Below are 20,925 nucleotides of genomic sequence, written 5' to 3'. Positions count from 1 at the left end.
TGCTGACTCATGCGTTTCGACTAGTGCGCTTCGAGCCTTCGGTGTCGATGCGCATGCTTGCGCTGTGGCGCTGGCCTAGCTACTTTGTCAACCAACTGCTAATAGTTCAATATTTAAGTTGATGACACGAGGACGGAGTATGGGCTCGAGACTTGACGGCAAAGTGGCGTTCGTCACTGGCGCGGCTCGCGGACAGGGTCGTGCCCATCGATTCCCTACATCGAGCCCCGAAGAAGTCGCCAACCTGGCCGCCGGCGAGGCGCGCTATATCACCGGGCAACAGATCCGCATCGACGGCGGCGCGCTGATCGAATTCCCTAACGGACCGACAAGAATCTGAAGCGATGACCGAAACTGCTGTCGGTAAGCCCGACGTTCGTTATGACCCATACGATTTCGAGATCGACAACGATCCGTATCCGACGTTTCGTCGGCTACGCGACGAGGCGCCGTTGTACTACAACGACGAATATGACTTTTATGCGCTGAGCCGATTCCACGACGTGAAGCAAGCCAGCGTCGAGTGGGAGACCTACCCCTCAGGTCGTGGAAGCGTTCTGGAGTTGATCAAGAGCGGAGCGGCGATCCCCCCGGGCTTTATTCTCTGGGAAGACCCCCCTCGCCACGATGTGCACCGGGGTCTGCTCGCCCGCGTATTCACGATGCGTCGTATCGCACAGATCGAGGACAAGGTCCGCACCGTATGCACGGCCACGCTGGACAAGTTCGTCGACACCGGCCGATTCGATTTCGTCGCCGATCTGGGTTCGGAGATCCCGATGCGGACGATCGGCATGATGCTGGGGATACCCGACTCTGATCAAGTGAGCCATCGCGATCGCACCAACGAAGGCATCAAGCTGGCGGACGGGCAAGCCCCGGTCGACGGTAGCGCTCTGCTGACGTTGACCGACACACAGCGCATCGGTGACTACATCAACTTTCGGCGGCGGCATCCCGCCGATGATCTGATGACCGATCTCCTCACCGCGACGTGCACCGACTCCGGCGGTCACGAGCGACAGCTCCAGGATTCAACGATTCAAACCTACGTGGGGCTGCTGGCCGCGGCAGGCAACGAAACCACGGTGCGCTTGTTTAGTTGGGCAGGCAAGGTGCTGGCCGAGCATCCGGATCAACGCCGCGAACTCGCCAACGACCCGAGTCTGATCCCAGCGGCGATCGAAGAGCTGTTGCGTTTCGAGGCGCCCTCGCCGGTGCAGGCGCGATACGTTGCGCGCGACGTCGAGCACCACGGCCGCACGATGCCCCAAGGAAGCGTTGTGCTCCTGCTGACCGCGTCGGCCAACCGTGACGAACGGGCCTTCGAAGACCCGGATCGCTTCGACATCCACCGCAAGACCAAGAACCATGTCTCGTTTGGGTTCGGGATTCATCACTGCCTGGGGGCTCATCTCGCCCGCCTCGAGGCTCGGGTGGGACTCGAAGAGGTGTTCAAACGCTTCCCCGAATGGGATGTCGACTGGGACAATGCCGTTCAGTCCCATACCTCCACTGTCCGCGGCTGGGAGAAGCTGCCCGTCGTCGCCTCCCCCTCGCTGAGAGACCGGTGAAGATCATCATCACCGGGGCCAGCAGCGGCATCGGCAAAGCGACGGCGACTGCCCTTGCTGCGCGTGGCCACCAGGTCGTCATCGCCTGCCGAACCCTGAAGAAGGGCGAAGAGGCGGCCGCGCAGATGTCCGGCGATGTCCGTGTGCAGCATTTGGACTTGGCGGACCTGGCCAGTGTGCGAAGATTCGCGGACGCTGTGGATACCGTCGATGTACTGGTGAACAATGCCGGCGTGCTGGGTCTGCCGTATACACGAACCGTGGACGGGTTTGAGGCGCACATGGGCACCAATCATCTCGGGCATTTCGCCCTGACATGTTTGCTCGCTGACCGCACCACCGATCGCGTGGTGTCGTTGTCGAGCAGCGCCTACAAATATGCGACTCCGCATTTGGACGATCTGAACTGGGAGCGACGTAAGTACTCGAAGTCGCAGGCCTATGGCGAATCCAAGTTGGCAACGATGCTCTTCATCAACGAGCTCGCGCGGCGTGGGGTGCGTGCATACGCAGCAGATCCGGGAATCGTCTTCAGTGACATCACCCGTGACGGTGGGGCGATCCTACGCTGGTCGGGCAAATACATGCATCCCATCATCGGACAAACCACCGGCAACGGGGCGCGTTCAACCCTGCTGGCGATCGAAACCACCGCTCCCAGCGGAACTTGCTTTGCACCTGGGGGTCTCATGCATCAGTGGGGTAAACCCAAGGTGGTGATCCCCCATCGAAAAGCGCGCAATCCGCGGACAGCGCTACGTCTTTGGGAACTCTCAGCCGAACTCACCGGCTGCGACGCACCCTACGAGCCGCAGGCATCCGAGTGAACCTAGAGTGCCGCTCGTCGACGACGATGCTCAACCTGCCTTCTTCGACGCCGACCGCACGAGACTCTCTTGGACGGCTGTCATAGTTAAGTCACCGCTCGCGTTGTAGGCGTGCGCGATGGACAGGCCTCGCCCTCCCGCCGCAGCGGGCGACCAATGGTCGACCAAATGCCACTGAGAGGCTGCGAACGGCTTGTGGAAGTACAGGCTGTGCGTCAACGTGGTCATGACATGGGTCTTGACGTCTGGCTCCTCGTGCGGCAACCGAATCGACGCAATCATGGTGAAATCGCTCGCATATGCAGCATAAGCGGCTTCCAGCAGATCGTCAGCGGATCCGATCGCCGGATCATGCCGGATCTTGAGCCAGAAAGTCCTGCGTCCCAGCGAGTCACCCGGATCATGAGGCGCCACCCGCATTTCTAGTTCGGGGTTCTCCTCGGCCCACGGAATCCATGCCGCGTTTGACGCCCCGTGGAACGTCGGAAGGTCGTCAGGGCAAGGAACCCTGGGAGCCGTCCTACGGTGCTCGACGCCTGCACTTTTCGTTTGATAACTCACAGTCGCCGAAACCGACAGGCGACCACCATTGAAGACGTCGACCCTGCGCACGGAGAACGAACGCCCATCCCTGATCCGAGTGACCTGGTGCTCCAAACCATGCGCCGGATCTCCTGCGGCTAGATAAGTGCAATGCAGGCTGTGAGGAAGGCGGTCGTCGGTCACCGTCATGTTGGCCGCGACCAGCGCATGCGCGGCCAATTCGCCGCCATAGATGTTCACCGGCGCCCCTGGGGCCGAGCTCGAGAAGCGATCGTTCCCGACATCGTCGAGTTGCAACCGCTCCTGAAGGCGATCACTCACGTCCGTCTCCGGGCCCTCTCTCTCACCCTTTCCTTTAAACCATTAAACTATATTTGGCCGTCGCGGTGCGCCAGGGTAGTCGACTCGCGATTCGTACTCTGGGTCATCGAGGGCATTGCAAGGCACGTAATCAAAGGGAGGCGTTCAATGGATCCCAATCGCGAGGAGCTTCGACGCGACGGCGCAACGCGACGAAGGCGCGCCCAGGGAGTCAAACACGAAGCACTTCAGCGTTCGCTAACGGCTATTGATCAGAACGTGGCCCGGTGGTCGGACGAATTCGTCTTCGGTCAGGTATGGACTGACTCCGACATCCCCTGGGAGCAGCAAATTCTCGTGGCCATCACGGCACTGGCCACCCTGGGCCACCACACCCAATTGCGCAACTACCTGCACGGCGCCCTGCAAGGAGGCGTAAGCGAGCCAGCGCTACGCCACGCACTCTCGATGCTGACTGTATATGCGGGTTTCCCGGTCGCCATCCAAGCGCTCAACGTGCTGTCCGAGGTCGTCGCACGTGAGGCCAGGACAACGACGACCCACCCAGAGAACGCGCCGGGTTCAGCTTCCGGTCGCTGACCCCGCAAGCGTTCGCGACGCTCAGCGTCCCGTGAACACCGGTCGCCGCTTCTCCCGGAAAGCCGTTGCGGCTTCTTGATGGTCGTCAGAACACAACAGAGGCGCCTGCAGTTCCGCTTCTCGCACAAGTGCATCCATGAAGGTCATGGGCAGTGCGGTAAATGCCCGGCTGATCGTCGCCAGCGCAAGCGGTGGACCCGCCGCCAGCGTGGCAGCCACCTCGATGGCGGCTGGCAGCACCTGATCGTCGGAAGCTGTCAGCTTGTCGATCAACCCGATGCGTAACGCCTCGTCAGCGGGCACCGTCTCGGAAAGGAGCATCATCGTTCGAGCACGCGCCGGCCCCACGCGCTGGGGAAGGGTGAACAGCACGCCGTTGTCGGCGCACAAACCCACCCTGACGAACCCGCCAGCGAAGCGCGCGTCCGGCCCCGCCACGATGTAGTCACAGGCCAGCGCGATGCCCATCCCCAGTCCCACCGCAGACCCGGTCACAGCGGCGATCTGCGGCTTCGCTCCCTCCGCCATGACTTGAGCAATTTCCTGCGCGGTCTGGACGCGTTCGTACGCCGCCTCCTCGTCGACCGACCGAGCCATCCTGGTCACGTCCGCGCCGGCACAGAAATGGCCGCCCGCTCCCGTAATGACGATTGATCTAACGTCGGGGTTATCGTGCGATTCGACAATCAGATCCGCGAACCGACGACGGGTGTCGATGTCCATTGCGTTCCTGCGTTCCGGCCGGTTCATGGTGATTTGCCGAACGCCGGCTTCGTCACGGACGATGAGGACGTCAGACATGGGCGGCTCCTATTCGCGTTGCCGTCGGCGACCTTCTCATAGTCCCAACGACTTACTGATGATTGACTTCAACACTTCGCTTGTTCCGCCATAGATACGGCTCACGCGGGCATCGGCGTAGAGCCGCGAGATGGGGTACTCGAGGATGTAGCCGTAGCCGCCATGCAGTTGTAGGCAGCGATCGACGGTCCGGGCTTGCATCTCCGTGCAGAAGAGCTTGATCTTCGCCGCGTCCGCTCCGCTGAGCTCGCCGTCGACGAGATCTCTGACCCCGTTGTCGCACATCGCTTGCGCGGCCTCAATCTCAGTGGCAACCGCCGCAATCTCGAACTTGGTGTTCTGCATGGCCGAAACGGTTGTGCCGAAGAGGTTCCGGTTCTTGACGTAGTCGATCGTCATCTCCATGGCGGCGCGGCTCTGCGCCACCGATCCGACGGCGATGGCCAGGCGCTCCTGGGCGAGGTTATGTCCCAGGTAGGAAAAGGCTTGATCGACTTCACCGAGCAGGTTGATGGCCGGGACCCGCACATCTTCGAACGACAGTTCAACCGTGTCCTGCACCCGAAGTCCGAGCTTGGGCAGGCGGCGGCCCTTGGTGAAACCCGCAACACCGTCCTCGACGACGAGCAGACTCAAACCAGAGCGACGGTTGCCGTCGATGGGCTCGCCGGTCCTTGCAAGCACGATTATGAGGTCGGCATGCGCGGCACCTGTGATGAACGTCTTGGCACCATTGACAATGAAGTCGCTACCGTCACGTTTGGCAGTGGTTTTGACTCCGGCGAGGTCCGATCCCGTGCCCGGCTCGGTCATGGCGATGGCCAAAAAGAGGTCACCGCTTACCAGCCCCGGGAACCATCGCTCACGCTGCTCGTCGTTGGCGTATTTCAGCAGGTATGGCAAGACGACGTCCAGGTGCGTTCGCATCGTTCCCAAAGTCACGTTCGCGCGCGCCGCCTCTTCCTGTAAAACGGCGTTGTAGCGATAATCGTCGACTCCCCCACCTCCGTATTGCTCTGGAATGGCGAAGCCCATCGCACCAATCGCACCGAGTTCTCGATACAACTGGCGCGGAACGATTCCCTCGTCAACCCACTCGTCGAAATGAGGAACTACCCGTTTCGCGATGAAGTCTCGGACGAGCACACGGAATTCTTCGTGCTCTTGGTCGAATAGTGTTCGCCGCACGCTCAATAACCTCCAACCAGTTCTGTGTCAAGATCCCGGTACCGGGCGTGACGCCCTCGGTAGGTCTCGGAGCCCCCACGATTGACCAATTCGGTCACCGCGACGCGCCCCATCATGGTCGAGCGCTCCTCGCGCGCGGCCGACTCTTGCTCCTTTTCCTTGGTGCCATACCGTTTCGGCATCAAGATTCCTCAAGTAGAGAATCGATGGCGCGGTAGTCGGGCTTCCCGACCGGGGTGCGCGGAATCTCGTCGACGCGCACATATTGTCGGGGACACTTGTATGGCGCAAGCCTTTCACGACACCCCTGGCTGAGGCGTTGGTCGCTGATTTCGGCCGTACCGGCGATCCGGAGAACGGCCGCAACACGCTGACCCCAGCGTTCGTCCGGTCGACCTACGACCACCGCATCTAGTACGCCTGGGACGGATCGCAGCACAGCTTCGACCTCGTCGGGCCACACCTTCTCGCCGCCCGTGTTGATCACGGCACTGCCGCGGCCGAGCAGTGTAATCCGCCCGTCCGCCTCAACTCGAGCCTCATCCCCGGTCACTGCGTAACGGCGGCCGTTGATCGTCCGAAACGTTTCGGCCGTCTTCTGCGGGTCGCCCAGATAACCCAGCGGCAGGTAACCTGCTGTCGCGACCACCCCCACCTCGCCGGGCTGCGCCGGCCTGTCGTTTTCACCGATGACCACTAGCCCATCGCCTGGATCTATCGAATGGTCGCTGCTGATGTCTCGGGCCACCAGCGCCTCGGTCGAGCCGAAATTGCTGACCATCTTCACGCCCGGCAGCAGATTCGCCATCCGGTCACGAATTGAGGAGGTCCACGACGCGCCCGCCGATGAGATCGCCCGCAGCGAGGGCAGTTTCCCGTTCCACCTGCCGGTCTCGAGTTCATCCAACATGGGCCGCGCGAATGCGTCTCCCACGATGCCAAGCACAGCCACGTCATATCGGCGGACCAAGTCGAACGTGTCTGCAGCGTCGAATGTCAGACGGTCCGAGACGACCACCGTGCCACCGCCGTTGAGAGTGTTCAGCGTGAGCGACAACCCGACGCCGTGCAGAATCGGGGAACACGGACTCGCCGTCGGAGCCCTGCGACCCGAGTCGATCAACGCCTCGGGCGTCGGAGGCGGTTCAGTGGGTTTGACCATCTGCCAAATCATTCGAAAGTGGTCAACGACACGCCATTCCACGGCTCGAGGAAGACCGGTCGTCCCTCCGGTATAGATCAGGAGTCGATCGTCGACGGACTGCGGGCGCACGTAGTCCGTGGTCGAGCTGATCGCAGCGCGCCACCTACTGCTGCCGAACTCGAGGGGAAACGGGGGTTCCTCCATAGCGGATACCGCCTCGGCCACCACCGTCGCGCTTGTCGGGTCGAAGAGCACGGCGCCCGCCGCACAGTTTTCCAGCACGTATCGCACCTCGTGTGCGTGGTAACGAGGGTTGACGTTGGCTGGCGGCGCACCCAAGACGAGCGCGGCGTAAAACGCTTCGATCAGTTCGGCACTGTTCGCCGACATCAGCGCGACGGGCGTGCCTGCGGCCACGCCGCGCGAATGCAGGTAGCCCGCAAGAGAGTTCGCCCTCTCCGAGAGTTCGGCGAACGTGACCGACCGGGCTGGCGTAACGATGGCGAGATCCTGTGGACGCTTGACCGCAAAATGCCGCAGGCTTGTCACATAATGGTGCGATGGACTATCGACGTTCTCGCCAAGCGGAGTGACGCCGTCGTGTCGTGGGTCGACCTCGACCCCGGGTTGCCGTGTCATGCAGGGGTGGACTGATTCTCGTCGTCGCACAGCGCATTCGGGACCGGCAAGGCTGCGCCGCGGGCGAGCATGCCACCCAAATCGGCCGCCAATTCGTCCGGTGATCCGATCAACGAATTGAGGACAGTTCCTCGACGGACCCACCGGTGGAGCGGGTGCTCCCAGCTCAAGCCCATTCCACCGCATACCTGATGGGCGTTCTTGGCTGCAATCTCGAAGGCACGTCCGGCGAGGGCTTTGGCTGCCGTCGCCAGTTCCGCCGAACCGGCATCCCCACAGGCGGTAGCCTGCCAGGCCAACTCGATCACGGGCATAGCGGCATGAATGGCGACGTGTGTCTCAGCCAGCCGGTGCCGGACGCTTTGAAAGCTGCCAAGCGCCTGGCCGAATTGGTGCCTGCTGGTCACGTGGTCGACGGCCAGCTCGTTAACCTTGGAAGCAATCCCGTTGAGTTCGCTGGCAAGCGCGGCACGCACCACGGCGCGGACATGTCTTGCGCCGTCGGTCGACAGAACGTCCGAATCATCCGCCGACACACTGCCCCGCCACCTCGTCCAGCCATCGACGATGTCGAATCCCTTTGCAGGCGAGCATTGCAGACCCGACGTCGGTACCAACACGGCCTCCTCGCCGGCCAGTAGGAGGATGGAGCTGACGGAATCACCGTCCACACCGCGCACGAGGACGTCAACGCCTAATCCACCTCCGGTGCGACGATTCGGGACGTCGATTCCAGGAAGGGGATAACCCAACGACGGCGTATCCGGCCCGGAACAACCCAATGCGTTGGCGGCAATTGCATCATTCAGGCGATGGTCCAAACCAAGTCGACCGAACTCTTCGAAGAAGACGGCCGCAACAGCCCTGTCTTCGTTAAGCACATCTTCAAAGCCAACGTCACGGGCCACCGCAGCCGCGTCGCCGCTGTGTCGAGCTGACGCCCGGATCCCGTCTCGCAACGCCTCGATATCGGCCGTGCTCATCAGAGTCGATCGCATCCTCATACCTCTTTGGGAAGTCCCAGTAAGCGGTCGGCGATGATGCCCCGCTGAATCTCACCTGCGCCCCCGTAGATCGATGCCGCGCGACTGTAGTACCACTCCGATCGCCACACTTCGGACTCCTCGCCCGGATCGAAGAGGAATTGCGCAGGAAACAGATCGCGGAAGGCGTCGTTCAAAGGCTGCTCTGCCTGCGCGATGAGGACTTTGTCGATCGATGCCTCCGGTCCGATTCTCTGCCCGGCGAAGAGTCGACGTACGGTGTCACCGCAGCGAAGGCGCAACGCGAGGTTGGCCAACCAACAGTTGCCCAACACGTTCGCCGTATGGCGGTCCGGAGCGTCGATATTGCTGACGAGTTCACGGAGCCGTCGGGCCAGATGAGCTTGGCGCAGCCATCCATAATTGGCCCTCTCGAATTGAAGCAAGTACATGGCGACGTCCCAGCCGCCGCCGACCTCTCCGATGCGGTTGTCTGCTGACACGCGGACGTTGTCGAAGAAGACGTCGGCACACTCATCAACTCCGTTGGCGAGCCGCAAGGGCCGCACCTCGACGCCAGGGGACTCGAGATCGACCAAGAACATGGTGATCCCGCGGTGGCGCGACTCGGGTGTCCCAGTCCGCGTGAGCACCCCCATCCACCGCGCCGAAAGTGCGTAACTCGACCAAGTCTTTTGGCCGGTGATCACCCATTCGTCGCCATCCTGCACCGCCTTGCAACGAAGCGAAGCGAGGTCACTGCCCGCCTCCGGCTCCGAGAAGCCCTGCGTCCACATCTCGTCGCCGCGTAGCGCAGCCGGGATGCGGGCCGCCGCGATCTCGGGGGCGAACTTCATGAAGGCTTCGCCCTGCAATTCGAGTTGGATCACGCAGTCGGGAACGCGGTATCCGGCGTTTTCCAGTTCCTCGTAGAGCACGTTGCGCAGAACCGCGGGGCCGCCGACTCCGCCGTACTCCGCGGGCCAACCGTGTCGGTTCCACCCCGCGGCATACAGCACCCGAATGAATCGGAGGTCGCGGGCCCAGCGCTCTTCGGCGGCCTCGGCGCGGTGATGGCGGAACTCGTCGAGGCTTTCGGCGTTGGCTGACAGCCATCCCCCCAACGCCGCACGAAAGGTAGGCAACGAAATATCAAGCGTGGGCGTGTTCAGGAGCCTCTCCCGTCAACTCATGCCGGGGGATCCACCCTCGGCGGCCGCCAGCAGTTGGATTCAACCATAGATTACTGTCCGCTAACACCACGCCTCGTCTACCTGCTACTATCCGATCCGACTTCGTACCGTCGACGCGGGCTAGAAGATGCTTGACGTTGATATGGATCCATTGTCTCGATGTGTAAAGGAGTCCGAGGTGGATTTGAATGACGCGGCTGCCCTGGTGACCGGAGGAGCGTCTGGGCTGGGATTCGCGAGTGCGTCTGCGCTGACGCGGCGTGGCGCCCGCGTGGTTATCGCCGACCTCCCGACGTCGGACGGCTCTGCTGCCGCCGAGCACATCGGCGCAACCTTTGTCGCGGCGGATATCACTGATACCGAGAGTCTGAGTCAGGCGCTCGACACCGCGGTTGATGCAGGACCGCTGCGGGCGGTCGTACATTGCGCGGGACGGGGCGGCGATCGGTTGCGTGTACTCGACCGTGACGGAAACGCAAACCCGTTGAACAGTTTCGAAGAAGTCGTCCGAGTGAATCTCATCGGCAGCTACAACGTCGTCCGGCTCGCGGCTGAACGAATCTCGCGCAATCCACCGACGACCGATGGCGACCGGGGCGCCGTGGTGATGACGTCGTCGGCCGCTGCGTTCGAGGGTCAGATTGGTCAGACGGCCTATTCGGCCGCGAAAGCCGGTGTGCGCGGAATGACACTCGTCTTGGCGCGCGATTTGGCGTCGAAGGGCATCCGGGTGAACACAATCGCGCCAGGGGTCTTCGATACCGCGATGCTCGGACGACTCAGTGACGAAGTGCGTTCGGCCCTCGCAGCCGACATCCCTCACCCTCGACGGCTGGGAAGACCGGAGGAGTTCGGCCGCATGGCGTGCGAATTGCTCGAGAACCCCTACGTCAACGGCGAGACGATCCGGCTCGATGGCGCCCTTCGCATGGCGCCGCGGTAGCGTCATCCAGGACCAGGCAGCGCCTGCTGGAAACAACGCGGCTCCCGCGATGTCTTCAGGAATACCGTTGCGCTGCAGCGGAATACGAGCGGCGATGTCGACGCCCCTGGTCTTGATGATCGACTCGGCCATCCGTGTCTCCACCAGACCTGGCACTATCGCATTGATCCGCACTCGGGGTCCGAGCTCACCCGCCAGGTGCCTGGTCAGCTGAGCCAGAGCGGCTTTGCCGATGTCATAGAAGCCCATGGTCCTATGCGTTCGGAAGGCGCCGACGGAGGAGATGTTGATGATGCTTCCGCCGTTGGAGACCATCCACGCGCGCCAAGCCTTTTGGATCAGGAACAAAGAACCCCGCAGATTGACTTCGAAATTGCGGTCCCGCTGCCCCGGCTCCACGTCTACGACCGGTCCTACGTAGGGACAGGTGGCGGCGTTGTTGACGAGCACATCTAGCCGTCCCCATCGGTCAAGTACGGCATCAACCAGGCCTTCGATGTCATCGAGGTTCCGTGTGTTAGCCACCTTAACCGCAACCTGACCGTCGAGCGTGGCCGCTGCGGCGGCCAGGCCATCGGCTTTTCGGCTGGCCAGCATGACCTTCGCCCCGTTCACGGCGTAGCAGTTGGCAATCGCGAGGCCGATACCCCGCGACGCACCGGTGACGAGGGCCACCTTTCCGTCCAGACGCATATCCACGACGTCGAGCTCACCTATCCTGGCTGATCCCTATTAAGTCATCTCATCTAACTATATGTTCAAGTCCCCAGATCGCCCTGGCCGTCACGCGCTACGAGCCGGATCGCTTCCGACGCCGGACGCGGCGCTGGTATAAACAACTAAATAATAGTACCGTATAGATGGTCGGTACGAACAGGAGGTAACGCCGACGAAGGCCGAGCACGAAACGCCACGGCAGCAGGCGGACGTCTGCCAGGTGGACGAGCTGGGCTTGAAGCGGCGGCCACCGAGTGCGGGCGAACGACCTCAACGCGCAAATGTGATTACCGGAAGAGCAACGAAGCGATGCCTGAACTGTTGTCCGATGCGGAAGCGGGAGTGCTGACCCTCACCTTGAACCGGCCGCAATCGCGAAACGCAGTGAGCTACAGCTTGCTCGACAATCTGATCGAAGCATTCGAAGCTGCGGACTCCGACCCGTCGATACGTGCCATCATCGTGACCGGTAGCGGCGACAGCTTTTCCTATGGGACCGACCTGGCCGCTGGTGGTGGCGGCCTCGACGTGAACGCACCCGGGTTCAAGCCTCTTCGCGGAACCAAACGCGATGTCGGTGGAGTGTTGGCGCTGCGCCTATTCAGCTGCACCAAACCCGTCATAGCGGCGGTCAACGGAACTGCCGTCGGGGTGGGCGTCACGATGATTCTGCCGATGGATGTGCGCATCGCAGCTGATTCCGCCCGCTTCGGACTGCCATTCACGCGCCGTGGCATCGTGCCGGAATCATGCGCGACATGGTTCCTTCCGCGCATCGTGGGCATCGCCACGGCCATCGAATGGTGTGTCACGGGTCGCGTCTTCGACGCGCAGGAGGCGGCGGCCCGGGGTCTGGTCAGTGAACTGTTGCCTGCCGAACAGGTATTGCCGCGGGCGCGTGAGATCGCCGCTCAGATCGCCGAACAGGCGTCCCCACTATCCGTCGCGTTGACTCGACAAATGCTGTGGCGACAGCTTGGCTCACCACACCCCATGAGTGCCAATCGCTTAGAGTCACAGGCATTTTTGAGCCTCGGCGGGTCGGCTGACACGAAAGAGGGAATCGCCGCGTTCAAGGAGAAGCGCAAGCCGCACTTCACGACGGCGGTCCCAGACGATCTGCCGGCGTTCTACCCGTGGTTCGCCGACGAAGAGTTCGCCGATAAGTCTTGAGGCGACAGGTTTCGAACGAGGGAGGAATGTGCGATGCCGGAGGCCGTCATCGTCGAAGCGGTCCGGACCGCGATAGGCAAGCGGAACGGGGCGCTGTCCGGGGTTCATCCAACCACCCTGGGCGCTGTCGTCTTGGGCGAACTCGTTGCCCGAACCGGTGTTGACCCGGCCGACGTCGACGACGTTCAGTGGGGATGCGTCACCCAACTCGGTGACCAGTCCAGCAACGTCGGCCGGTTCACCGTGCTGGCGGCGGGGTGGCCGGAAACGGTACCCGCGGTCACCATCAATCGGGCATGCGGATCCAGTCAACAGGCTCTCGACCACGCCGCTTATGCCGTCATGTCGGGACAACAGGAGATCGTGGTTGCCGGCGGATGCGAATCCATGAGTCGAGTACCGCTCGGAGCCGGGCGCGCCACCGGGATGCCTTATGGTCCTGCGGCTTACGACCGCTTTCCGGGTGCGGACTTCAACCAGATCACGGGCGCACAGGCCATTGCGGAGAAGTGGGGACTCTCCAGGCGACGCCTTGACGAGTACTCATCCCGCTCACACGAATTGAGTGCGGAGGCCGCAGATCACGGTAAGTTCGACGAGCAGATCGTGGCAGTCGAAACATCTGACGGACACTTTCGCGTCGATGAGGGACTGCGGCGGGGCACCACGCCGGAGACCCTGGCCAAGCTGAGCTCGGTGTCCGGTCCCGACGGCGTCATTCACGCGGGCAATTCATCACAGATCTCTGATGGCGCTGCTGCGATGCTCGTGACGACGCCCGAGAAGGCCAAATCACTCAATCTGCGACCGCTGGCGCGATACGTTCGGGGCGTCGCGGTGGGGGCCGACCCACGGTTGGTGCTCACCGGTCCCATCCCGGCCACCCAACAGGTCCTGGCCAAGTCCGGCCTCACCATCGGTGACGTCGGCGCCTTCGAGGTGAACGAGGCGTTTGCCCCCGTACCGTTGGCATGGTTGGCGGAGACCGGCGCAGATCCGGCTCGGCTCAACCCACTCGGCGGGGCGATAGCGGTTGGACATCCACTTGGCGCATCGGGCGCGATCTTGATGACACGCCTCGTTCATCACATGCGCGACAAGGGAATTCGATACGGCCTGCAGACCATGTGCGAAGGCGGCGGAACCGCGAACGCAACCATTGTTGAGCTCTTCGGCGACTAATGCCTCCGGAATCCGCGCGTTGCGCCGACACGCACGATCACGCACTATTCGATGCCCATATCATTTGAATCCAAGTTCATTCGCAAAGCGGCCAAGCTCAAGAACCAACTTACTGTTGACAGAGGTTAAGCAGAGGAAAAGGAAGCTCCATATGTATTCATTTATTAGGGCGTCGCGGTGAGCGAAGATGAGCAGCGCGAGCGCCATGGAAAGTCGCTGCGGTTCATGTTCACCAAGGTGCCGTTCAACAAGGTCGTCGGCCTCGAACTCATCGATTGGTCGGAGCCAGATGTCGCTGTGGTGAGGTTGCCCTTCAGCGAGGCGATCGACAACAGCGGTGGCACTGCGCACGGTGGGGCGATCGCCACCCTCGCCGACGTCGCCGGCAGTGCCGCCGCCTGGAATGGCCACGACTATGAGAAGGGCACTCGGGGGGCGACCGTGAGCGTCACGATCAACTTCACCGGCGCCGCCCGCGGTGAGGCGGTGATCGCGACCGCACGTTGCGTGCGCCGAGCCAGGGAACTCAACTTCACCGAGGTCTCGATCGTTAGCGAAAGCGGTCGGCCAGTGGCTTCGGGCACTGTCATCTACCGGATCGCCACGTGATGAAAGCGACCGCTCTCGTACTTGAGACTCCCAACCACCTGATCGAGCGGCACATCGAGATTCCCGCCCCCGCGGCCGGCGAAGCCATCTTGCGTGTGTTGGCATGCGGACTCTGCGGAAGCGATCACGAATTGTTCACCGGCGCAATGCCCGGCAGCCTTCCTTTGATACCCGGCCACGAGGTCGTCGGCGTCGTCGAACGAGCCACCGACGAATTCCTATCGGCTCGCGGCCTCGAGCAGGGTGAAGTCGTGGCGCTCGAGGTGTTCCAACGCTGCGAACAGTGCGATGCCTGCCGTCGAGGCGCATATCCACTCTGTCGAACCTACGGACTCGCGCGGTCCTATGGGAACACCTCCATCGAATGGGGCTCCGGGCTGTGGGGCGGCTTTGCAACGCACCTCTTGCTGGGATGCGATGCCCTCGTACACAGGGTGCCGCCTGGACTTGATGCGGCCTATGCCACCCTCTTCAACCCGCTGGGCGCCGGCGTGCGGTGGGCCCACGTGCTGCCGCAGGTTCAACAAGGTGACGTAGTGGCCGTGCTCGGGCCGGGCCTCCGTGGGCTGAGTTCGGTTGCCGTCGTGTCCATCGCCGGTGCCGCGTTCACTCTGCTGACGGGGGCGGGGAGCCGCGACCGCGAGCGCATGGAACTCGGGCGCACTCTGGGTGCAACCGAGACCGTCGACGTCACCACTACAGACGCAAGGGCGTTGCTCAAGGAAAGGACGGGCGGTCTGGCCGATGTCGTCGTCGACGTCACTGCTGCCGCGCCCGCCGCTTTCCTTCAAGCCATCGATCTGGCGAGGCCTGGCGGAACCGTGGTGGTCGCCGGAACCCGCGGGTTGCACGCCCTCAAGGACTTCAACCCCGACCGGTTCGTGCTGAAGGAGTTGACGTTGCTCGGGGCACGCGGCGTCGACGGCACCGCCTACGCGCGCGCGCTCGAACTACTGGCTACCGACGATCGGTTCGAGGCCATCCCGCGAGTGACCTGCGCACTCGACGCTGGCTCTGTGGCCGATCTTCTGGGCGACATGGCCCACGGCGAAGCACCTCCCCTGCACGCAGTCATCGTTCCATGAGTCACGACGTCGAAAGGAGTAACGTGGCCGAGCCATTTGACATCCCAATCGAACTCGGCAAGTCGCGCGAGTTCGCAAAGGCGACCGGCTCGAAGCATCCCGCGCACTATTCGCCGGGCGGAGTAACGCCGCCCACGTTTCTGATGACCGCGATCCTTTGGCAGGGCCCCGACAACAACGCATGGCCAAAGGATCGCGACATGCGGCGCGTGTTGCACGCTAGTCAAGAGTTCGCGTTTCCCAAGGGACCACCCCGCATCGGGATGCAGCTGACGGGCCAGCAACGCATCGAAGGTAGTCATACTAAGGAAGGTAAACGCGGCGGCACCCTGACCTTCACGACTCTGCTCACCGAATTTCGTGATGAAAAGGGCGATCTGGTGGCAGAAGTCCGCAACACGTTCGTTGAGACATCGAAACCCACCGGAGGAGACCATTGACCGAAACTGGAAGCGTTGTCGTCGGCTATTCGCCACCGCCGCGAACCGACAAGCCGCTCAAAGTCACCGATTTCGTTCGGTATCAGGGCGCATCGGGCGACATGAACCCTATCCACCATGACCCCGAATACGCCGCAAGGGCAGGGTATGACCAAGTGTTCGCCGTTGGCATGCTCGCAGCCGGGAGGCTAGCCACTTACGTGACCGACTGGCTGGGCCCAGAAAACGTCCGTAAGTTCGGGGTCCGCTTCAAGGAGCAGGCGTGGCCTGGTGACGAACTGACATACACTGCAACCGTTGTCGACTCCCGCACCGATGAGAACGAACGCGTCGTCGATCTCGACTTGGTCTGCACTCGTCATACCGGTGGGGTGCACCTCACCGGTTGGGCGACGGTAGCCCTGAAGACGCCCACTACCGACGAAACGGACGACGGGGGTCCCCCGTCGAGTGACTGAACCGCGGCAACGCTTGGCCGTTATCGTCAGTGTTTTGTGGGCGCCGGGCGGCGTCGAGTCAACACCGGTCACGATCGTGCCCTGGTTCGATTCGCCCAACGTACGAGCGGAAACATGCGATCCGGGTGCAAGCGACAGGGTCGATACAACACATTTATCTATCTGATTAACTGGTGCGTGTACAGGAAGGACGCCGACATGGGACCACTGCGCGGCACACGAATAATCGAGTTGGCGGGGATTGGGCCTGCGCCGTTCGGTTGCATGCTGCTTGCGGACCTGGGCGCCGAGGTTGTGCGAGTCGAACGGGCCATGTCGGCGGCTGCGCTTGCATCCATCGATGATGGCGGCCGATCACAGGCTGACCCCCGTCGGTACATACCGCACCGGGGACGTCGATCGATCTCACTCGATCTCAAGTCAGCAGAGGGTCGTGACGCCCTGCTACGACTGGTGGAGACTGCAGACGTCTTCGTTGAGGGATTCCGGCCCGGCGTAACCGAGCGGCTGGGTGTGGGCCCGGACGACTGCCTGGCTCGCAATTCGCGGCTCGTGTATGCGCGCATGACCGGGTGGGGGCAGAGCGGGCCGTTGGCGTCCACGGCAGGCCACGACATCAACTACATCGCACTGGCCGGCGTTCTGGACAATTTCCGCCGCACCGGCGAGCGCCCGATGCCCCCCCTGAACCTCGTCGGTGACATGGGCGGCGGCGGAATGATGTTGGCCTTCGGCATCACCGCTGCGCTCGTACACGCCGCACGCACGGGCGAAGGGCAAGTCATCGACGCGGCAATGGTGGACGGTGCTGCTCTGCAGATGGCCGTCGTCCTCGGCGGTCGCGCGCAAGGCCGTTGGCCTGGCGAACCCGGATCCAACTACTCCGACACCGGCGCCCCGCAGTATGAGGTCTACGAATGCGCCGATGGCAAGTTCGTTGCCGTCGGTGCGCTCGAGGGTCCGTTCTGGTCCGAATTCCTCCGGATCCTCGATCAGCCTGCCGGCGCCGTGCCGTCCCGGGATGACCCCGCGCTGTGGCCACAGGGCAAGGAAGCGCTCGCCAAGGTGTTCCGCACCAAGACTCGAGACGAGTGGGCTGCCATGTTCGACGGGTCCGATGCATGCGTCACGCCGGTGCTCAGCATCGACGAGGCCCCCGCACATCCGCACGCGAAGGCTCGCTCCGCGTTCATCACCGTCGGCGGCATCGAACAACCCGCCCCCGCACCACGGTTCAGCGCGACGCCTGCCGACGTGCCGTCAGCACCGCCGGATCGTGGTGAGCACACCGAAGAAGTGCTTCGTGAATTGGGCCTGACCGACGAGGAAATAGTGGCTGCTACTGGCTCCCAACGGGTTTAGGGCACGCGATGGAACCCGCCCCCGCACCACCACGCCAATTCGCCACGTGGTCACAACGCATTCTGCACCACCTGCTCAGCGATTCCGATCGAGATGCGATCGTCTCGATGAATCATGAGCGCATCGAATCGTGGACGCGAGCCGAACTCGTCGCCAGAACGGCAGGTGCCAGTGACTACCTCGACGTACACGGTGTCCAGGCCGGAGACTGCGTTCCTGCGCTACTCACCAGTCAGCCGCACTCGGTGGCCCTCTTGATTGCAGGCGCGCTCACTCGTCGTCCGCTGGCTCCTCTCGCGCCGCGTGTGACTCACAGAGAAGTGTTCGCGTCCCTAAAAAATATCTCTGGCCCTGTCTTGGTCACCGAACCGCAGTACCGTGATTTCGCTTCCGAGTTGGCCAAGGCAACCGGCAAGCGGATCGCCGTCGTCGATGAAATCGGCGCTGGCAATGTTGCTTTGGGTGCTGATGCACGTCGGCCTGAGGACATCGCCTGCATGCTACACACGTCCGGGACTACGGGCTTGCCGAAACCGGTTCCGGTGCCCGAGGGCCCCTTCGAACGCCGCGCCGAAATACTCGGCCAGCTCTGCGGTTTCAACGGCGACGCACGGTATGTGACCGCGGCCCTTTTCCATCACGTTGCCGGCCTCGGCAACCTCATGCCCGCGCTGGCCAACGGCGCGAGCATCATCCTGATACCGCCCCTCTCCGTCGATCTCTGGCGTAATCTCGCATCTGCGGCTCCAACGCACACGACGCTGGTACCGTCCGTCATTGAGATGCTCTTGGAGGAAGGCGTGCCCGCGCCGCCGAGCCTGAGAGTCCTTGCCTACGGTGGCTCGTCGATTCACCCCGACACCGTGCGGCGAATGCAGAAGGTGATGCCCGCAGTTGACCTCATCAACCTATTCGGCCAGACCGAGGGCAGCCCCGTGACGGTACTCAACGCCGACGACCATCGACGAGCCGCGGCGGGACAAGAGGGATTGCTCTCATCGGTCGGAAGACCTGCGCCGGGAGTAGAACTGCGGCTGAACGAACCGGATGCTAACGGAATCGGAGAGATATGGGCGCGTAGCGACCACTCGTTCGTCGTTGACGAGCAGGGGTGGCAACGTACCGGCGACCTGGGTCGGGTGGTCGACGACTTCGTCTACCTGGTGGGACGTCGAGGAGACAAGATCATCCGCGGCGGCGAGAACGTCTTTCCTCTCGAGGTGGAACAAATACTAGAGACGCATCCCGACGTCGTGTCGGCTGGAGTCGTCGGCAAACCGGACCGCCGGCTTGGTGAGACAATCGTCGCCTTCGTGGTACCAGTCGACGTTGAGGAGCCCCCGGATTCCGAAAACCTGCGGGTGCATTGCCGGGCGCAACTGGCGGGGTTCAAGGTTCCCGTCGAGTGGATCTTCGTGGATCGACTTCCGCGAAATCCGAACGGGAAACTGTTGCGAGGCGAACTATCTCGCGAACTCGCGCGCCGAACGTCCTGCGGTGCAAAGGGACATCGGGTGATTTGGCAATAACTGGACCGCCGCGGCAGCCGGGATTCCCGTTCACTCGCTCAGCGTGGCATCGGCCAGGGTGACTTCGTGACGATCGAGGTGCCCAAATTCCGGCGAGCACGTCGTGTGCGCCTTCGGGGCGTGAAAGGTTGGCGCTTGCGCCCTGCCGCTTGCGCTGGGATTCGCCGCTATGGGGCCGCTAACGCGTTCTGAAGGTCGTGCGGCTTCTGCCTATACGCTTTCGGGTTGGTCTGGGTGAAGCTATCGATGCCGCCGCGCGCACGGTAGGAAAAGCGAATCAGGTAATGGCGCCTGCATACTTCAACTGCAGTAGTTCAGTCTCATCGACACCCAGATCGCGCAGCACTTCGTCGGTGTGCTCGGCAAACAATGGCGCCCTATTCAATCTCGTTGGTGCGCCGTCGAATTGCGCCGGGTTGGCTACTAGCCTCTGAGGATGGCCTTGAGAGTCGATAATATCGGCGATTCGCCCATTGGCGATGAGTGCTTCATCGTTGGCAACCTCCCAAGCGTCCTGCAACGGCGCCCATGGCCCGGAGGATTGATCGAGCAGCCGGTTGCATTCCTCGAACGGACGGGAGCCGATGGCCTCGGCGACCAGACGGATCGCCTCGTCGTTGTGCTGCGCCAGGGCTTCCATCGACGCGAACCGAGGATCGGTCGCAGCTGATGCCAAGCCGAACAGTGAACAGAATTCCGGCCAGTAGCGCGTCGGTTGCAACATCGATAACTGAATGAACCGGCCGTCCTTGCACCGATATGTCCCAGTCAGCGGGTTACCTGGGGCGGGGGCGCGGCCACCGATGACCGGTAACGGACATCCGTAAAGCATTGCCAAATTGATGTTGGCTTGCATCGCCCATGCTCCGACGGAAAGCAGTGACACGTCGATGCTTGACGTTTCGCCGGTGTTCTGCCGGCCAAACAGGGCCGCGGCCACGGCCCCGGCAATGGTGAGGCCACCGATGTTGTCACCGTACGCACCGGCTGGCATTGGCGCAGGCGAATCGTCGTCGATCTGCGTGACGCTTTGCGCACTGCCGCCGCGAGCCCAGAACGCCGTCGCGTCATAGCCCCCGCGGTCGCGGTCGGGCCCGTGATGGCCGAAGCCGCTTCCCGCGACGTAGATGATGTCCGGATTCACCCGCCGAACGTCGGTGACGTCAATGCGCAGTTTCGCGCGTGTTCGTGGCAGGTAGCTGGTAAGGAAGACATCGCTGCGCCGAATGAGCTCCTCGAACGCCGGACGCGACTCGGAAAGAGCCAGGGACAGTCCGATGCTGCGCTTGCCGCGATTTGGCGCTTCCATCATCGGCGCGAATGGGACGCCTTGCCGGGACGCGGAACGGCTCAGAACGCTGACCAAGCCGCGCTGAGCATCACCAGTCACGGGATTTTCGATCTTGACGACATCGGCACCCCAGTCGGCCAACACCGCGCCCGCCGACGGCACGAACGTGTACTCGGCGACCTCGATGACTCGAACGCCTGTCATGGGTTTCTTCAAGGCAACCGCCTCCTCGAAGCCGGTGAGGTCATCGACCATCTCCTCGCATCGCGCCGGCTGCGCGCGATAGCAGTTTGATTGGCTCTTGGGGCCTCGCCCCAAACGCAATCAGTTAAATTGTAGTCCTA

The 20,925-nt window shown here is 62.6% G+C and carries 19 protein-coding genes and 2 pseudogenes; 13 read left to right on the top strand and 8 right to left on the bottom strand.

Annotation, left to right across the window (positions count from 1 at the left end; genetic code table 11):
* Positions 1-226 precede the first annotated feature (226 nt).
* The 3 genes and pseudogenes from N415_RS32715 to N415_RS14885 form a co-directional block, all read left to right on the top strand.
* Positions 227-340: pseudogene (locus N415_RS32715) on the top strand (SDR family mycofactocin-dependent oxidoreductase); the annotation flags it as partial.
* A gap of 4 nt (positions 341-344) precedes the next feature.
* On the top strand, positions 345-1,574 hold the full coding sequence (locus tag N415_RS14890) for a cytochrome P450 (protein ID WP_068183025.1): 1,230 nt from the start codon (positions 345-347) through the stop codon (positions 1,572-1,574).
* Positions 1,571-2,401, top strand: a complete 831-nt coding sequence (locus tag N415_RS14885) for an SDR family NAD(P)-dependent oxidoreductase (protein WP_068183022.1) — start codon at positions 1,571-1,573, stop codon at positions 2,399-2,401. Before N415_RS14890 ends, N415_RS14885 begins: the two co-directional genes overlap by 4 nt.
* Positions 2,402-2,431: 30 nt before the next feature.
* On the opposite strand, the gene N415_RS14880 is transcribed toward N415_RS14885, so the two are convergent.
* The gene (locus tag N415_RS14880) at positions 2,432-3,265 is read right to left on the bottom strand and encodes an acyl-CoA thioesterase domain-containing protein (protein WP_068183019.1); all 834 of its coding nucleotides are present in this window, start codon (positions 3,263-3,265) and stop codon (positions 2,432-2,434) included.
* A 147-nt stretch (positions 3,266-3,412) separates the two neighbouring features.
* On the opposite strand from N415_RS14880, the gene N415_RS31930 reads away from it, so the two are divergent.
* Entirely contained in the window at positions 3,413-3,844 is a 432-nt protein-coding gene (locus N415_RS31930) for a carboxymuconolactone decarboxylase family protein (RefSeq protein ID WP_161630312.1), read from the top strand.
* A 21-nt stretch (positions 3,845-3,865) separates the two neighbouring features.
* Here the strand turns inward: N415_RS31930 and N415_RS14870 are convergent, their stop codons facing one another.
* The 5 genes from N415_RS14870 to N415_RS14845 form a co-directional block, all read right to left on the bottom strand.
* Complete coding sequence (locus N415_RS14870; RefSeq protein ID WP_068183014.1) at positions 3,866-4,645, bottom strand: enoyl-CoA hydratase-related protein; 780 nt, start codon at positions 4,643-4,645, stop codon at positions 3,866-3,868.
* A 36-nt stretch (positions 4,646-4,681) separates the two neighbouring features.
* Positions 4,682-5,833: an acyl-CoA dehydrogenase family protein gene (locus tag N415_RS14865; protein ID WP_068183011.1), complete on the bottom strand. Its 1,152-nt coding sequence runs from the start codon at positions 5,831-5,833 to the stop codon at positions 4,682-4,684.
* 181 nt (positions 5,834-6,014) lie between these two features.
* Positions 6,015-7,616 (bottom strand): AMP-binding protein, encoded by a 1,602-nt coding sequence (locus N415_RS14855; RefSeq protein WP_081665264.1) that lies wholly within the window; start codon positions 7,614-7,616, stop codon positions 6,015-6,017.
* Positions 7,613-8,599, bottom strand: coding sequence for an acyl-CoA dehydrogenase family protein (locus N415_RS14850; protein WP_161630311.1), 987 nt, complete (start codon positions 8,597-8,599; stop codon positions 7,613-7,615). Before N415_RS14850 ends, N415_RS14855 begins: the two co-directional genes overlap by 4 nt.
* Before the next feature lie 17 nt (positions 8,600-8,616).
* Positions 8,617-9,537, bottom strand: a complete 921-nt coding sequence (locus N415_RS14845; protein WP_239645561.1) for an acyl-CoA dehydrogenase family protein — start codon at positions 9,535-9,537, stop codon at positions 8,617-8,619.
* Positions 9,538-9,970: 433 nt separating this feature from the next.
* On the opposite strand from N415_RS14845, the gene N415_RS14840 reads away from it, so the two are divergent.
* Complete coding sequence (locus N415_RS14840) at positions 9,971-10,735, top strand: SDR family oxidoreductase (RefSeq protein WP_068182993.1); 765 nt, start codon at positions 9,971-9,973, stop codon at positions 10,733-10,735.
* Between the two features lie 12 nt (positions 10,736-10,747).
* On the opposite strand, the pseudogene N415_RS32710 reads toward N415_RS14840, so the two are convergent.
* Positions 10,748-11,428 (bottom strand): annotated as a pseudogene (locus N415_RS32710) (glucose 1-dehydrogenase); the annotation flags it as partial.
* A gap of 333 nt (positions 11,429-11,761) precedes the next feature.
* Between N415_RS32710 and N415_RS14835 the strand changes: the two are divergent.
* The 8 genes from N415_RS14835 to N415_RS14800 all read left to right on the top strand — a co-directional run bounded on the left by N415_RS14835 (position 11,762) and on the right by N415_RS14800 (position 19,290).
* The gene (locus tag N415_RS14835) at positions 11,762-12,625 is read left to right on the top strand and encodes an enoyl-CoA hydratase-related protein (protein WP_068182990.1); all 864 of its coding nucleotides are present in this window, start codon (positions 11,762-11,764) and stop codon (positions 12,623-12,625) included.
* Positions 12,626-12,658: 33 nt separating this feature from the next.
* Entirely contained in the window at positions 12,659-13,807 is a 1,149-nt protein-coding gene (locus N415_RS14830) for a thiolase family protein (protein WP_068182986.1), read from the top strand.
* 177 nt (positions 13,808-13,984) lie between these two features.
* Positions 13,985-14,416 (top strand): PaaI family thioesterase, encoded by a 432-nt coding sequence (locus N415_RS14825; RefSeq protein WP_068182983.1) that lies wholly within the window; start codon positions 13,985-13,987, stop codon positions 14,414-14,416.
* Positions 14,416-15,501, top strand: coding sequence for a zinc-binding dehydrogenase (locus N415_RS14820; protein WP_068182981.1), 1,086 nt, complete (start codon positions 14,416-14,418; stop codon positions 15,499-15,501). The genes N415_RS14825 and N415_RS14820 overlap by 1 nt, the downstream gene beginning before the upstream one ends.
* Before the next feature lie 23 nt (positions 15,502-15,524).
* Positions 15,525-15,941: a MaoC family dehydratase N-terminal domain-containing protein gene (locus N415_RS14815; RefSeq protein WP_239645559.1), complete on the top strand. Its 417-nt coding sequence runs from the start codon at positions 15,525-15,527 to the stop codon at positions 15,939-15,941.
* Positions 15,938-16,399, top strand: a complete 462-nt coding sequence (locus N415_RS14810) for a MaoC/PaaZ C-terminal domain-containing protein (RefSeq protein WP_068182975.1) — start codon at positions 15,938-15,940, stop codon at positions 16,397-16,399. The genes N415_RS14815 and N415_RS14810 overlap by 4 nt, the downstream gene beginning before the upstream one ends.
* 198 nt (positions 16,400-16,597) lie before the next feature.
* Positions 16,598-17,761 (top strand): CaiB/BaiF CoA-transferase family protein, encoded by a 1,164-nt coding sequence (locus tag N415_RS14805; protein ID WP_068183068.1) that lies wholly within the window; start codon positions 16,598-16,600, stop codon positions 17,759-17,761.
* A gap of 8 nt (positions 17,762-17,769) precedes the next feature.
* Positions 17,770-19,290, top strand: coding sequence for a class I adenylate-forming enzyme family protein (locus tag N415_RS14800; RefSeq protein WP_068182971.1), 1,521 nt, complete (start codon positions 17,770-17,772; stop codon positions 19,288-19,290).
* A gap of 277 nt (positions 19,291-19,567) precedes the next feature.
* On the opposite strand, the gene N415_RS14795 is transcribed toward N415_RS14800, so the two are convergent.
* Positions 19,568-20,797, bottom strand: coding sequence for a CoA transferase (locus N415_RS14795; protein ID WP_068183065.1), 1,230 nt, complete (start codon positions 20,795-20,797; stop codon positions 19,568-19,570).
* Positions 20,798-20,925 lie beyond the last annotated feature (128 nt).

Origin of the sequence: Mycobacterium sp. UM_CSW (assembly GCF_000455205.1) — a bacterium.
Taxonomy (GTDB): domain Bacteria; phylum Actinomycetota; class Actinomycetes; order Mycobacteriales; family Mycobacteriaceae; genus Mycobacterium.
The sequence above is the reverse complement of the archived record's forward strand: the minus strand, read 5'-3'. Positions and strand labels throughout refer to the sequence as shown.

Bases quoted from the DNA above. Each gene is read 5' to 3' on its own strand.
- N415_RS14890 (WP_068183025.1), top strand. From the start codon at position 345: ATGACCGAAACTGCTGTCGGTAAGCCCGACGTTCGTTATGACCCATAC.
- N415_RS31930 (WP_161630312.1), top strand. From the start codon at position 3,413: ATGGATCCCAATCGCGAGGAGCTTCGACGCGACGGCGCAACGCGACGA.
- N415_RS14870 (WP_068183014.1), bottom strand. From the start codon at position 4,645: ATGTCTGACGTCCTCATCGTCCGTGACGAAGCCGGCGTTCGGCAAATC.
- N415_RS14855 (WP_081665264.1), bottom strand. From the start codon at position 7,616: ATGACACGGCAACCCGGGGTCGAGGTCGACCCACGACACGACGGCGTC.
- N415_RS14850 (WP_161630311.1), bottom strand. From the start codon at position 8,599: ATGAGCACGGCCGATATCGAGGCGTTGCGAGACGGGATCCGGGCGTCA.
- N415_RS14835 (WP_068182990.1), top strand. From the start codon at position 11,762: ATGCCTGAACTGTTGTCCGATGCGGAAGCGGGAGTGCTGACCCTCACC.
- N415_RS14830 (WP_068182986.1), top strand. From the start codon at position 12,659: ATGCCGGAGGCCGTCATCGTCGAAGCGGTCCGGACCGCGATAGGCAAG.
- N415_RS14820 (WP_068182981.1), top strand. From the start codon at position 14,416: ATGAAAGCGACCGCTCTCGTACTTGAGACTCCCAACCACCTGATCGAG.
- N415_RS14805 (WP_068183068.1), top strand. From the start codon at position 16,598: ATGGGACCACTGCGCGGCACACGAATAATCGAGTTGGCGGGGATTGGG.
- N415_RS14800 (WP_068182971.1), top strand. From the start codon at position 17,770: ATGGAACCCGCCCCCGCACCACCACGCCAATTCGCCACGTGGTCACAA.